The organism is Bacillus mesophilus (genome assembly GCF_011008845.1).
Classification (GTDB): Bacteria; Bacillota; Bacilli; order Bacillales; family SA4; genus Bacillus_BS; species Bacillus_BS mesophilus.
The window spans coordinates 290,702-304,668 of record NZ_JAAIWM010000003.1; the positions used below are offsets into that span (position 1 = coordinate 290,702).

The window sequence follows — 13,967 nt, forward strand, 5'->3', positions numbered from 1 at the left end:
AACAGGTCAATACTTTTTAAAAAACTTTTTTATTTTTTTTCATAGATTTCAAATCCCCCTTATAAACCCTCTACGATCTTTACTTACGTTGCAAACTTACTTTATCACCGATATCTACATCCTTATCTAAAGGTTCAGAAGTAATGAAGTCTAATTCTTCCGTTAGTACAGTTAGATGTTCACTACCAATCTCCATTACAATACCCTCAACTGTAGGTTTAACCGATTCATTATTATTCATATCTAACCTCCAATATTGTTCTTTATATGAATCATATAAAGCCACTGAATTCATTTCTTATAAAGAACAAAAAGTGCGTAAAAAACCCCTTCAAATCAATTAAAAAGAATATGATGCCTTTCTAAGTTTATAACATAATTTAGTTCACTAATTCCCCCACCAACACAAACCTCTCAGGCGCAGGACCAACAAATTCAAAAGGATAACAAGTAATGAGCGTTAACGTAGCCTTATCATACGGAACAATAACAGTCCGATCATCTTTATCTACTATTCTCTGACCGGTTATTTTATAGGTGAAGGTTCCAGCTACAGTCTCAACGATGATCATATCCCCAGTCTCAATTGTTCCTAGGTCTTTAAACACTGTGTCTCGGTGTCCAGCTAAAACTGTGTTGTCTGATTCCCCTGGTAAAACACTACCTATATAATGCCCTACACCTTCAGCTAATTCCGGCTGGTCAGTTCCATGAATAATAGGGAATTCTTGATTAATCTTTGGAATGGTGATCTTCCCAAATACTTCTCCTACTTTTGGTGGATGTGGATATAGGATAGTAGTTTCTTTTGATTGATCCTTTTTATGTAAGTCAATAATCTTTTCCTCCTCAAATGCTGAAATTGGAGATTCAATGTTGTATGTCTCTTTTTTTTGTTCCCATTCTTCTAATGCTGCATTTACTGTAGTATTTGATATGTATATCTGATAGGCAGAAAAGCAAACAAAAAAAAGGGAGAGGAGGAAGATCAGTTTAAAAAGTCCTAATGCCTTTTTATTCATAATCTACCCCTCAAATATAGTGTTTAGTCTATTTATCCATTCCTTCTTAATCCAATAAGAAGTGGAATGCTTGAACCGATTAAAATCGTGCCACTTATTAATAACAAATTGAGCCAATTGCTTGCTGTGTCTGGCATTTGACCACCACTAATAGTTTTTGAAACAGGAGTTGTATCTGGCTCTTCCTGCTCTGTAGGTTCATCAGGTGTTACCGGGTCTGCCGGTGCATCCACTGGATCTGTCGGTGGATCCACTGGGTCTGTCGGTGGGTCCACTGGGTCTGTCGGTGGATCCACTGGGTCTGTCGGTGGGTCCACTGGGTCTGTCGGTGGATCAACCGGTGGGTCCACTGGGTCTGTCGGTGGGTCCACTGGGTCTGTCGGTGGCTCCACTGGGTCTGTCGGTGGATCAACCGGTGGGTCCACTGGGTCTGTCGGTGGATCAACCGGTGGGTCCACTGGGTCTGTCGGTGGGTCTACTGGGTCTGTCGGTGGGTCCACTGGGTCTGTCGGTGGGTCCACTGGGTCTGTCGGTGGATCCACTGGGTCTGTCGGTGGGTCTACTGGATCTATCGGTGGATCCACTGGATCTGTCGGTGGGTCTACTGGGTCTGTCGGTGGGTCCACTGGTTCTTCTGGTTCTTCTATTGCTTCTACTGTAATCCAATAACTTAACGATCCGTTACCTTCCCTTCCAGCATAATCACTTGCAGGTGAAAAAGTTTGGTGCGAACCATCAGTCTTTATTACATGAATAGCAGTTATATATGGTTCGTTTATATCTATTGGTTGAACTGCAGAATAAAGGTCTGAACTTCTTCTATTTAGTTGAAGATTCTCTGATGTCTCATAATTAACAGTAACCGTTGAAATATATTCACTACCTGCAAGAATATGAACATGAATATGATCATTTTTTGCTTCACTTGTCTTAACAAGAGGACTAAAGAAGTTTCCCGCTATAAATAGGAAACCAATTAATAGGATTTTTACCTTCATGCTTTCACCTCCGAAATTAGATCGTCACTAAAAACGATCAGAAAAGAACACTCTTTCACTATTTAGAAATGTATTAATGACTCTCAATTCTTAATAAAGAACAACAAAACATACTTTAAGACATTCTCTTTCTAAATCTATGTAAATTATCAAAAGAGAAATTAAACACTATTCTCAACTTCTTCTTTTATTGAATACAGCATATTCTTAAATTGGGTGAATTCCTTCTCACTGATCTCAATTTTTGATAATTCATGAATTACATTATGTATTTTCTCGTCGATAGAATCTTTATTTCTGACCTTTAATTCGTATAACAATTCATTCATGGGTATTTCTAAAGCATTTGCTATCTTTTTTACGATTGTGACACTAGGATTAGTTTGTTTACCTCTTTCTATAAAACTTAAATAAGATTTGGAAATTCCAGTAATCTTAGCAAGTTTATTTAATGAAAGGCCCTTTTGTTCTCGGATTTCTCTAACCCTGTTCCCCTCCATCGCAACCTCCTCCCTTCCTATATGATCTATGCCTACTCAGTACGCTATTACACATATGTTCTTATTAAAGAACGATAATAAAAGTATAACTGCTTAGCAACAAAAAAGAAAGGGAATATTCTTTATAAAGAACGTATAATAATTAGTTACATGAAATGATAGTTAAAGAACCTAAAACTAAATAATTTAATTAGTAAAGAAATGGAATATAAATCATGAATATCTATAAACATATTAATAAATTAATAGACATTAAAGAGTTATGTATAGAAGAGTTAAATCAACCTAAATAGATAAAAGTTGGGACAAGGTTCCTGTCCCTCCGTCCCACTTATCACAGAGAGGAATAAGAACGAATGAATCACTTCTATCAGGAGTCTTATATAAATCACTATTTTATAAAATTAACTTGGATTACGTTTGCTCTTAGTGGTTGGGTAACGATGGAGCCTGCTCCTTTTGATTTGCTTGTTCTGATTCTATTGGTCGTATGCTGTTTTACTTGTTATTTGAAGTTTGGGCCGTTTATGATTCTTCCACTTATTCTAGTTTGGACTTTCTTGTTATGTAATTTGTTTTCTATGTTCTTTATGAATAACTTTTCTTCGAGTGTACATTACTTTCTAATCACTGTTTATCTAGCTGTATTTTGGCTAATGGTAGTGGGGTTATTAAATAAGGATAGCGAACGGATTAGTTCGGCGATTCTGTATGGATATGTTTTTGCTGGGGTTAGCTCCGCTTTAATTGGAATTCTAGCTTATTTTCATCTTATTCCTTATTCAGAATCCTTCCTCTTGTTTGATAGAATAAAAGGTTTGTTTCAGGATCCAAATGTGTTTGGTCCATTTTTAGTCCCGGTTGCTATGCTTTCTATTTTGTTTATAGAATCCTCTTCCACTAAAAAGAAAACAATCCTATGGATGAGTATTTTTGTGTTAACTTCAGCTGCTGTTTTTTTAAGCTTCTCCAGAGCGGCTTGGATTAATTACTTTGTGTCATTTAGTGTCCTGTTGGGTCTTTGGATTGTATTAAGCCAGAACCAATGGACTTTCATAAAAAGAGCATCATATTTTGTTGGCATTCTGTTCATTTTAATGATTGGAGCACTTGTGGTAATGAATATCCCCTCTATTCACTCGATGTTTGAAACGCGACTTGGTTTACAAGGGTATGATGAAGACCGTTTTTCCACCCAACTAAATGTACTGGAAACTTTAATTCAACGGCCGTTTGGCATCGGTCCTGGACAATCCGATTCAATATCCGGTTATTCACCACATAGCTTATATGTAAGAGTTCTTGGTGAAAATGGAATTTTAGGTTTTGCGTTATTCATTTTGTTTCTTTTTATCACTTGGCTTCGCTCTCTTTATCTCGCAATCTCAGATAGAACGGCAATTGCACTTTTATGTACAGCTTGCTTATTAGGTCTATTCATAAACAGTTTAGTGATCGATACCTTACACTGGAGACACTTTTGGTTATTGCTAGCCATTCCCTGGATGCCTATTAGAAAAATAAAGTCATCTAACGAGGAGGAGTAAGATGAAGAAAAAGGTTCTATTTGCTGCTACTGTTTACACCCATTTGGCACATTTTCATATTCCCTTTATACAGCAGTTTCAACAAAAGGGATTTGAAGTCCATGCCATTGGAAATCCCAACGAAGGGGGAAAGGAAAAGATTGAGGGTTTAGGTGTAATCTGCCATACCATTCATTTTTCAAGATCTCCTTTTAGCATTGGCCACCTTCGGGCTTCTAGAGAGCTAAAAACGTTATTTAATAACTACTCATTTGACCTCATTCATGTTCATACACCAATTGCTTCCTTCTTAGTGAGATATTTTGCAAAACAATATAATCAGGGTCCTGTTTTATACACGGCCCATGGCTTTCATTTCCATAAAGGTTCCTCTCTATTAAACTGGTTCTTGTATTATCCTGTTGAAAAAACTGCTAAAAAGTGGACAGATGGATTAATTGTTATTAATGAAGAAGACTACCAGCTTGCCCAGAAGATGGGCTATACTCCTGGTCAAAACCTGTTTATTACACATGGTGTTGGAGTTGATTTAACTCACTATAATAAAGGAGTTACACCCTTAATCAATATTAGAAAAGAACTAGCTATACAGGATGATGATGTGGTCATCACCTGTGTGGCCGAGTTTTCAATCAATAAGAATCATGAATTACTAGTTTCCGCTTGGAAAAAGCTACTAGTAAAACATGACCATATTCACCTACTCCTTGTTGGTACAGGTAGTCAGGAACAACATGTGCGAGCCATCGTACAAGAAGAACAGATTCAGCATGTGCATTTTCTCGGCTATCGACATGATGTGCATCATATTCTAAAATGCTCTGATGTGATTACATTAGTTTCAAAACGGGAAGGTCTGCCTAAGTCAATTATGGAGGGAATGGCCTTGGGCCTACCAGCTATAGTAACAAACGTAAGAGGCTCTAGAGACTTAGTGAATCATACTCAAAATGGTCTACTTACAAATGGTGAAGTTACTAATCTTGAAGAACATCTAAGTACCTTAATAGAAGATAAAGCGACTAGACAGAGAATGGGAAATGAAGCACTTCTAAAGGTGAAGAATTATTCTGTCGATCATGTGTTATCAGAACTAGACCAGATTTATGAACGTTTTTTACAACATAATGTGAAGGTGATTAGTTCATGATCTACACAATGAGAAAACTTATAAAGCTATTTTTTCTACCTTTTGGATATGTGTATCAAGCCATTTCAAAAAGTCAAAATCAGGTAGTCATTCTTATGTACCATCGAGTCAATGATCATGTCCAAAAAGAGTTGTCCGTTCCTGTAAAGAATTTTAAGTGGCAAACGAACTATCTAAGGAAAAAGAGATATAATGTTATATCAATGGATGAGCTAGTACATAGACTAGAAACAAATACCTTATCAGGCAAATATGTAGTCATAACCTTTGATGACGGATATGCAGATTTCTATGAAAATGCTTTTCCTGTTTTAAAAGAGCATCATCTTCCATGTATTCATTATTTAGCTACTGGTTTTATTGATACCGATAAAGTGTATTGGTGGGACGAAGATCTTGAGGAAAACCAGTTAATGACGTGGAAACAGGTAGAGGAACTAAATAAAGAAGAAATTATGTCATTTGGTGCTCATACTGTCAATCATCCAGATTTAGATACGATCCCTGAAAGGGAAATGGAGGAAGAACTGATAGGTGGCAAAACCATCTTAGAAGATAGATTAAAGAAAGCAGTCATACACTTCGCTTATCCAAGAGGAAGAGCAGATGAGCGATCTATAGAATTAGTCAAAAGAATCTATAAAACAGGTGCATTAATTTTTAATGGACAGCCTATAAAAAAAGAAAATACCTCTATAGATTTCTCTGTCCTAAAACGAGTACCAGTGCAATATAGTGACGGGAATATTTTATTTATAGCAAGACTGAATGATTGGTTAGTAATAGAGGAGCTCTTAAGAAAGATTGCAAAGCGCTTAAAAAAATAACTATGAAAATAAAAAACTCCTAGGAGCAATCCTAGGAGTTTTTATATGCATGGTTAGATTCTTTTAATAGACTAAGTTTTTTCTTAAACAATAGCGGTGGGTGAATATGAAAGGCGATACCATTCAGTACATTCCTTGCATTATTATTATAAAATGTCGAATAGCTATGATTATGCTTTTTATTAATATAAGCAAACGCATTTTGTAATAGAAATGGACGATTCTCGGTATCATGAGCATCTGACGCAACAAGATGAACAAGATTATGTTTGATTAGTAGGTTAGTAAACTTTTTCATATTATGATGCCCCTTAAATAATAAGCTTCGGGCTGATATTTGTACCAATGCCCCCTTTTGAACAAGAGTAGCTAGTTTGGTAGGATCACGCCTAAATTCAGTATTTCGCTCAGGATGTGCCAAAATGGGGATGAAACCATGTAGCTGCATGTCAAAAAAGATTTGCTCTGTATACATAGGAAGATGATGATTAGGTAGTTCGATTAGTACATATTTCTTCGTATCATTTAGAGTTAGAACATTTTCTCCCGTTAGTAAATCATCTACTATTTCTGGATATAGATGAATTTCATTTCCTGCAGAGATCAAAAGAGGGATTTCCTCCCTTTGTAAAAGTTGATTGAGGTGAAGCACTTTCTCCTTAACAACTTCTGGTTCTGGTTCATACCGATCCTTTCGATAATGCGGAGTAGCAATTACATGCGTAATCCCTTGCTTAACAGCTGTCATGGCCATGCGAATTGTTTCATCCACAGTCCCAGGTCCGTCATCAAGATCCCATAGTAGATGATTATGAATATCAATGTTCATCCCTGTACTCCTCCTCTCGCTTAATAGTAATAAGGCATTGTCTTCACCTTTTTGTCATTGATGACAACACCAAGTAAATTCGCTCCTGCATTTTTCAATCTTGCTAAACATTTTTGTGTGACTGGATAGCGTGTTTTCTTTGCATTAACGACGACAAGACACCCATCCGCTAGAGGAGATAAAATGGCTGTATCTGAAACAAACATAGGTGGACTATCAATAATAATGACGTCGAAAAGCTGCTTTAGTTCTTTGAAAAAACCACTCACTTCCTCTGTAGTAAGAGTCTGTGAAGAATATGGAGGAATAGGTCCGGAAGTGATGATTGATAGGTTGCTAATTTCACAATGTTGTATACATTCTTCTATCGTTAAGTTTCCCTTTAATATAGAGGTAACTCCTCGTTGATTGGAAAGATGGAAGGCATAATGCCCGGATGGCCTTCGTAAATCCATATCAACATAGACAATTCGCTTTTTACTTTTCGCCAAGACAATTGCTAGGTTGGCGCTTGTCATTGACTTTCCTTCAGATTGATTAGGACTCGTAACTAGTATGGTTTTTCCATTCGGTTCTTTAGCCAATTTGAGGTTGGCAATAATATTTTGATAAGCTTCCATATTAATTAATTGATTTTTACATCTAGGAATGAGCTTGTAAAACAATTCATTGTGTGCGCTCAATAAGGCACTTTCTTTTTTAAGTTTTTTATTTTTAATTGACGGAATTTCTCCCAAAACAGATAGATGAAGAAACTTCCTTACCTTCTCCTCTGTTGCTAAGGTTGTATTAAAATATTCCTTAATAAGCACTACCCCTAGTGAAAAAAAGATTCCTAAAAACACACTAATCACTATATTAATGATTGGCTTTGGTGAGACAGGGTCAACTATAGATGGAACTTTCGCAGGGCTTAATATATGAACATTATCTAGATTCATTAGCTGGATTGTTTGTTTTTGAAACTCAATGGCAATAGCATTAGCTGCTTCAACCGCAAATCCTAAATCCTCGTCTCTAACCATAATTGAAAACACCTGTGTATCATCAAGAGCTCTAATTGTCACCTTATCTAATAAATCATCAAGCTGAATATCTCTACTTAACGTTTGTATGACAGGTTCCAATATCGTTGGACTTTGAATGATGACACGATAGGTTTCCACTAACTTCAAGCTCGAATCAATCTCTCCTGGAGTAGGTGTTTCGACCCCATCCCCATTTTTCATTGTGACTAAAATATCACTTTTTGCTTCATAAACAGGGGTAATTAGGTAAAAACTCACCGCTGCTGTAATACCAATTATCGATAAAGTCAATATTACGATTAACCAAGTATTACGTACTAGTAACAAGAGTAAATGTCTCACATCAAACGTCGTCTCCATATTCAAGCTCCTTATTCCAATAAAAATAGTGATATAACATGATATGAAGAAATATAAGATAGCATGTACACAAATTCCGAAATATTTTTTTCTTTTACATGAATTAACTGGTAAATTCCGCATAAATTCTTATAGGTATTTATAGAACAAAGGTCTTAGTTGATGAAACAAAAGTAGTAGTATTTATCTTTATCTATGGGACATAAAGGACTATGAGGAGGATTATTATGGAGAGAATGCCTAAAACACTGGGTGGTGAACCAATTGCTTTTCAAGCAAAGCCTTTTGAGATTGGAAAGGTAGATGGGATGATTAAGCGAGGATTTGATATCATCATCTCTGTTTTGCTGATTATTGTAACGAGCCCGATCACGCTGATATTACTTATGATGATCCCGCTAACATCTAAAGGTTCCTCCATTTATACTCAAGAGCGACTTGGCATAAATGGCATGCCCTTTCTAATTTATAAATTTAGAAGCATGATTGATGGAGCTGAAGTAAATACAGGACCTGTATTAGCGCTATCAAAGGACCCACGAATCACCAAAATAGGGGCATTCCTACGAGCCACACGACTAGATGAGTTGCCACAGCTCTACAATGTGCTCATAGGTGATATGAGTCTAGTAGGCCCAAGACCAGAAAGACACAAATTTGTTACTGAATTTTGCCTGCAACTTCCCGATTATCCGTGCAGAATGAATGTGAAGCCCGGTATTACTGGATATGCCCAAATAAAAGGAACTTACCGTACCCCACCAGCTGAAAAGTTACACTATGACAAGTGGTACATAGAAAACTACTCCATCTGGTTGGACATTAAAATCCTTTGTAAAACGGCTCTAGTGGTGGTCAACCTTGATAAAGCAAGAGGTGTTTAAGGAAGTGCTTGGACGGTTCTTTTGCTTCCATTAAGGGGTTAATTCAACGTGGTTGTTCGTTATAAAGGTTTTTAATGGTGTCCGTTTATTAGTGGTGCTCAGTGACATTACTGCTGCCATACCTACTCCTCTACCAAGCACCACTTTCTTTGCTTATAACTGATTTGTTACTTTTTTTAATAACTCCGTTTGCCTCTCATCTTTTATCGCTTCATATTCCTCTCTTAAGACGGTTACATAAGAAGAGCTAAATCCATTGCTCTTAAGTTCACCTTCAAGCGTTACGATGATTTCTTCAAAAGATTGATCAATTTCCTTTTCTAAATTCTCAGCGGCAAGTTTATACTTTGCAAATAGTTCTAAATAAGAAACAGGCTCTCCTTTTTCCTTTATTGATTTATACTCCTTAACGGCTTCCGACAATAAAGAAGATAATTTCTGATTAGCATGTTGTTCTAGATCTGTTAATAAAGCTCGATATTTTACCTTTATTTCCTCTACTTCCTTTATACCTTCACTCGCCTCTGTATCTTTTTTACTAACAGGCTTCATTTCACTCATTTCTTCAACCACATGATTATTTTTGGAATAATGATCAAAAAAAGTCGAAGGAAATGATTCATGGACCGTATAGAGATCTCCCTGCTCCTCAAAATAAAAATCCACCAACCCTTTTCCTATAAATAGAAATCCTGTAAAAATTACAAGTATACAAGCCGATATATAAACTAAAGACAAACCTTTCATATTCCACACCTATACATTAAGTTTTTTCATAAGCATAGGCTAACTTCCAGGGAATTATACAAGGAATCAGGACGACGTTCCCTCTCTCTCTTCTATCATCAGTCCATGCTTACAAACTTCTGTTTATATGGAGTAACTCAAATAATTGCAGTCTCATCTTGTTTATTTTCAAAGAAAAACGGGAATACACTCCTATTACCATTTTTAAGATGATATGGTATAATGTAGAAAAATGTCGCAAATTGTCGTTTTAAGGAGAGGTGTTATGTTAAATAATTATTTAAAATATTGGTATTCACTAAGAATTAGATATTACAAAATGTTATTAGACGGGTGCCTTGACGAACAGTTACGACAAGAATTGATCGAGAAGATTAAGCAGTATAGTGATAAATTAAATGCGCTTTTGATCAAGAAACAAAAGGACTGTCCTTTAGCACCCACAAAGACTAGCAAAAAAAAGACAATTCTCCATTTCTTAAAATAATAAGGTGGGACACCGGGACAGGTACACTGTCCCAAAACCAATATGGAACTATAAACGTAAAAGTCATAGTAGTCACTTTATACAATAAACCTTTCTAGTACTCCTCTTACGCTCCGTACACTGTCATTCAAAATCTCTAAACTTAGAAACACCTAGAGAAAACTACCCTTATACAGGATTAGTTTAACTATTTCTATTTTAAAAATGATGGTAATATAGTCCTAAGAACTATTCGATAATGGCAAACCTATTGAAAGGTAGGGACGCAAAACTACGGGCCTAAAGCACTGCTATGGTAGCCGAGTCGCCGAAAATAGATGGAATCTATCATTTTTTAGACCCACCTAATCTATTAGGTGGGTCTTTTTTCATACTAAGGGGGATCTACATGGGATTTTTAAGGGATTTAGGAAAGTTTTCAGGACAAGCTGTTGGGTTTGTCGTCGGCGGAGCTGTGAATGTGGTTGGTGATGTAACAGGGAATAAGTTTATAAAAGAAGTTGGAGATGGAGTTAAGAAGGCTTCTGAATTTGCTGGTGACACATTGGGACAAGTGGCCGACGGAACGTGGAATACAGCTTCTGGAATGATTCAAAACGATGATAAGAAGATTGACAAAGGTTTAGGAGACATTGGGAACTCTGTGTCTAGAACCGCTAAGGGAGTCTATCAAACTGCTAAAGGTACTTATCACAGTGGTAAGGATGTTTATGAAGGTTTTAAATATAATGATGATGAGAAAATAAAATCCGGTGCGTCAAATATTGCAAAAACAGTTGCCATTGGGGTTCTAGCAGTCGGAGTAGTAGACTTTGTGGATGGTCCGGAATCAGGAGATCCTACTAATAATAGTCCAAACATGGCAGAAGGAAACAATAATGCGCAACAGATTCAGTCCCAAGCACAAACCGGGACAACTGCCCCAATCGAGTCTTCAGATCAACCAGGTGTAAACCACGTAAAGCCACACTGGGTTGATAGTCACTGGAGAGATGGGCAGTATATTGAAGGTTATTGGAGAGACGGGGATGGAAACACAGCAGTTAATGTAACAGAAGAGCAAGGCGGTGGATATTTGCGATCAAATCCTGATGGCAGCCTTCATAATAATCTAAAATCTTAAATAAGGTTGGAGAAGTAAAGATGAGAAAGAAAATACTAGTTGTTTTATCCGTTATTTATATATTGAACCTCATTGGTATGTTGAACAATTATTTATTGGTAGGTGGATTTTTTATTGTATCGGAATTAGTCATGATGCTTATAGGTTATATGACGTACCGTATCGCGAGAAACCGCTCCAAGCAACAGCATTTCTGGCCAATCTGGATTTACTCTACATTTGTGGGGCTTATTCCGTTTTGGATGATTCTTGAAGACAGTAGTTATGGTTATTACGGAGTAGACCCAGAGGGTTTCATGCTTGCACTATTTTCAGGAGTAATGGTTAAGTTTATCTCCATTTTCGTGTTTTCTCGCAAAAGTGGAAAAAGTTATACGACAAAAAATCTTGATGGTGGCCTATCAGTCTAATAAAAAAAACAACAGGTACGGTCCTGTACTTCTCGGTCTTATACCAGAAGCATGTGAACCGTCTTTATTCTTCTACAAGCTTGATCAACTCCCTCCAATTTTGTTCTGTAGTATCATGCCTCATAATCATTCGACCAGATGGATCTATTCGTATTCCCTCTTTTCCATCTTCAAGCGTTACGTGGTGATACCTCGTGTTTTTGCGCTCCTGATAAATTTCCTCAAGTTCTAGATATTGAAAATAAACCACGGTGCCCATGATACCAGTAAGAAAAATTCCTATAATCGTACCAATAAGCATGACCTCCTTTGTTACTCGCTTTATAGAGAACCTAGGACAGTTAAAAAGCAATAAACAAATCCAACCTATCCAATAAAGACCTATATATCAATAAATGCAAAAATCAACCTATAAATTCATAATTTTCAGAATAATAATAATTATTTTTTCTGATCCTCTAATCGAAAGCTGAAGAACACTGTCTCTATGTTTGGCTCAAATATTATCGTGCATAATAGCTAATAAGAAGGGAGTGACAACCCATAGCTTATATTAAAGATCTTAGAAAGTTAGTTGGAGCTATGCCGCTTATCCTTAATTCTGCAGGAGCTATTATTAGAAATCATGAGGGGCATCTATTATTGGAATACAGAAATGATACAAATGATTGGGGTATACCCGGGGGATATATGGAGCCTGGTGAAACATTTGAAGAAACGATTAGAAGGGAACTAATAGAGGAGCTAAGCATTACAGTTACAAGCCTTAACTTTTTGAACATATATTCTGGTAAGGATTACTTTCATGAATATCCTAATGGAGATAAGGTGTATAGTATTATGGCAATGTTTGAGGCTACAATACATCATGATATTAAGACCGATCATAAAGAAATAGGCAGAGTTAACTATTTTAGTTTTGACTATTTGCCGAAGGACCTTACCCTTACTACACAAAAGATACTAAGTGGTATTTTTAGATAGGAACTAATTTCATGGGGACAGTTTTAACTGTATGTAGAGAAGAAGCCGAGAAGAACATCCCCTTGGCTTCTTTCCTCTTAATTTTCAGACACAAAATAATTGATTAAATAATCAGCCCACAACTTATTCCCTTTATCATTCGGCAAGCTTTCTTCCGTAAGCAACTCCTTTAACTCAGGTGAATTTGCTTTTGGCCAGGCACCCCAATGATTTAAATAGATGTAGTTGTTTCTTTCAGCATAGATTCTTAAGTCCCGCTCTTCTCTTGGATAGTAGAACGCATCATAAATGGGATTGCTAGGCTGAATGATGACCTTCACAGTTGGGTTCTTCTGCTTAAATGCTTCCAGGATGGTCGTCAAGTTTCCTAGCCTCTCTGACATTCTTACTTTCCCATTGTCTGCTAGAAGAAATGGTTCGATTAATAGAATATCTGCTCCTGACTCAACCAACGGCATATAAAGTTCCCCACCGACAACTTCTTTAGACGTTTTATCTTTTATTTCTTTTACAGTTATAGTAAAAACCGATTTTCCATAGGTTTCTTCCAGCTTCTGTTTTACCAGATTAGGCCAAGCCGTTTCCTGTTCTGAAGTAGAGGCTGATCCAAGAATAAGAAAATTCAGGGGCTTTTGCTGATTTATTGCCGTGTTGATCTTCTTCTTTAAATCTTCTGGTAGATTTCCTAAGTAGCTCTGTTTTTCTACGTTACTCTCAATAGAAGTAGTAACTTCTTCCGAATTCTCCTCTGATCCCTTTGTATCAGAAGAAGCATCTATGTTCGGCTCCTCTGCTGAAGTGCTCAAAGTTTCTGTTTTCTGTACCTCTACTGTATGAAATGACTCAATCTTATTTTTCCAATGTATATTCCCTACTATAATTGAGGCCACCATCGTAATGGATAGAGTTACTAGAATGATTTTCGTCTTCATATCTTCCATCTCCTTTACAAATCCTAACTCTAGTAATTCATCATAACCGAGTTACTAGGAGAAATTTGTAAATTAGTAGAAGTAAAAGACAAGAAAGGTACGACAAATAGATACATATACTGCCAGGAAGGAGGAACAA

16 protein-coding genes and 1 riboswitch are annotated in these 13,967 nt (G+C 36.7%); of the genes, 7 read left to right on the plus strand and 9 right to left on the minus strand.

The genetic code is table 11. The features are described 5' to 3' along the window. Positions 1–79: 79 nt before the first annotated feature. From G4D63_RS11365 to G4D63_RS11380, 4 genes are all read right to left on the minus strand, one after another. A complete protein-coding gene (locus G4D63_RS11365) occupies positions 80–241 on the minus strand; it encodes an anti-sigma factor domain-containing protein (protein WP_163179759.1) in 162 nt (53 codons plus the stop codon). 139 nt (positions 242–380) lie between these two features. Continuing rightward, positions 381–1,022 carry a class D sortase gene (locus tag G4D63_RS11370; protein WP_163179760.1) on the minus strand — a complete coding sequence of 214 codons (642 nt, stop codon included), beginning with the start codon at positions 1,020–1,022 and terminating at the stop codon, positions 381–383. Positions 1,023–1,054: 32 nt separating this feature from the next. Beyond that, on the minus strand, positions 1,055–2,020 hold the full coding sequence (locus tag G4D63_RS22460; protein WP_420837813.1) for a hypothetical protein: 966 nt from the start codon (positions 2,018–2,020) through the stop codon (positions 1,055–1,057). 161 nt (positions 2,021–2,181) lie between these two features. Next, positions 2,182–2,520, minus strand: coding sequence for a helix-turn-helix domain-containing protein (locus G4D63_RS11380; protein ID WP_163179762.1), 339 nt, complete (start codon positions 2,518–2,520; stop codon positions 2,182–2,184). A 356-nt stretch (positions 2,521–2,876) separates the two neighbouring features. Here G4D63_RS11380 and G4D63_RS11385 point away from each other — a divergent pair, with 356 nt between their 5' ends. The 3 genes from G4D63_RS11385 to G4D63_RS11395 are packed head-to-tail and all read left to right on the plus strand — an operon-like array spanning position 2,877 to position 6,044. Further along, the gene (locus tag G4D63_RS11385) at positions 2,877–4,067 is read left to right on the plus strand and encodes an O-antigen ligase family protein (protein WP_163179763.1); all 1,191 of its coding nucleotides are present in this window, start codon (positions 2,877–2,879) and stop codon (positions 4,065–4,067) included. A gap of 1 nt (position 4,068) precedes the next feature. Next, the gene (locus G4D63_RS11390; RefSeq protein WP_163179764.1) at positions 4,069–5,217 is read left to right on the plus strand and encodes a glycosyltransferase family 4 protein; all 1,149 of its coding nucleotides are present in this window, start codon (positions 4,069–4,071) and stop codon (positions 5,215–5,217) included. Then, complete coding sequence (locus G4D63_RS11395) at positions 5,214–6,044, plus strand: polysaccharide deacetylase family protein (RefSeq protein ID WP_163179765.1); 831 nt, start codon at positions 5,214–5,216, stop codon at positions 6,042–6,044. The genes G4D63_RS11390 and G4D63_RS11395 overlap by 4 nt, the downstream gene beginning before the upstream one ends. A gap of 31 nt (positions 6,045–6,075) precedes the next feature. Here the strand turns inward: G4D63_RS11395 and G4D63_RS11400 are convergent, their stop codons facing one another. Together G4D63_RS11400 and G4D63_RS11405 are read right to left on the minus strand one after the other, a co-directional pair. Further along, positions 6,076–6,873 (minus strand): tyrosine-protein phosphatase, encoded by a 798-nt coding sequence (locus G4D63_RS11400; protein ID WP_163179766.1) that lies wholly within the window; start codon positions 6,871–6,873, stop codon positions 6,076–6,078. Positions 6,874–6,893: 20 nt separating this feature from the next. Beyond that, on the minus strand, positions 6,894–8,261 hold the full coding sequence (locus G4D63_RS11405) for a tyrosine-protein kinase domain-containing protein (RefSeq protein ID WP_163179767.1): 1,368 nt from the start codon (positions 8,259–8,261) through the stop codon (positions 6,894–6,896). Between the two features lie 227 nt (positions 8,262–8,488). On the opposite strand from G4D63_RS11405, the gene G4D63_RS11410 reads away from it, so the two are divergent. Further along, positions 8,489–9,145: a sugar transferase gene (locus G4D63_RS11410; protein ID WP_163179768.1), complete on the plus strand. Its 657-nt coding sequence runs from the start codon at positions 8,489–8,491 to the stop codon at positions 9,143–9,145. Between the two features lie 153 nt (positions 9,146–9,298). Here G4D63_RS11410 and G4D63_RS11415 read toward each other — a convergent pair whose 3' ends face one another. Beyond that, entirely contained in the window at positions 9,299–9,892 is a 594-nt protein-coding gene (locus tag G4D63_RS11415) for a hypothetical protein (RefSeq protein ID WP_163179769.1), read from the minus strand. A gap of 717 nt (positions 9,893–10,609) precedes the next feature. Then, positions 10,610–10,691, plus strand: a riboswitch (cyclic di-GMP riboswitch). Positions 10,692–10,767: 76 nt separating this feature from the next. Here G4D63_RS11415 and G4D63_RS21745 point away from each other — a divergent pair. Continuing rightward, entirely contained in the window at positions 10,768–11,502 is a 735-nt protein-coding gene (locus tag G4D63_RS21745) for a hypothetical protein (RefSeq protein ID WP_204559090.1), read from the plus strand. 20 nt (positions 11,503–11,522) lie between these two features. Then, the gene (locus tag G4D63_RS11425) at positions 11,523–11,912 is read left to right on the plus strand and encodes a hypothetical protein (protein ID WP_163179770.1); all 390 of its coding nucleotides are present in this window, start codon (positions 11,523–11,525) and stop codon (positions 11,910–11,912) included. A gap of 64 nt (positions 11,913–11,976) precedes the next feature. Here G4D63_RS11425 and G4D63_RS11430 read toward each other — a convergent pair whose 3' ends face one another. Continuing rightward, on the minus strand, positions 11,977–12,213 hold the full coding sequence (locus tag G4D63_RS11430) for a hypothetical protein (protein ID WP_163179771.1): 237 nt from the start codon (positions 12,211–12,213) through the stop codon (positions 11,977–11,979). Positions 12,214–12,494: 281 nt separating this feature from the next. Here G4D63_RS11430 and G4D63_RS11435 point away from each other — a divergent pair, with 281 nt between their 5' ends. After that, a complete protein-coding gene (locus G4D63_RS11435) occupies positions 12,495–12,896 on the plus strand; it encodes an NUDIX hydrolase (RefSeq protein WP_205603831.1) in 402 nt (133 codons plus the stop codon). A gap of 77 nt (positions 12,897–12,973) precedes the next feature. Here the strand turns inward: G4D63_RS11435 and G4D63_RS11440 are convergent, their stop codons facing one another. Continuing rightward, positions 12,974–13,828: an SGNH/GDSL hydrolase family protein gene (locus G4D63_RS11440; protein ID WP_163179772.1), complete on the minus strand. Its 855-nt coding sequence runs from the start codon at positions 13,826–13,828 to the stop codon at positions 12,974–12,976. Positions 13,829–13,967: the final 139 nt, after the last annotated feature.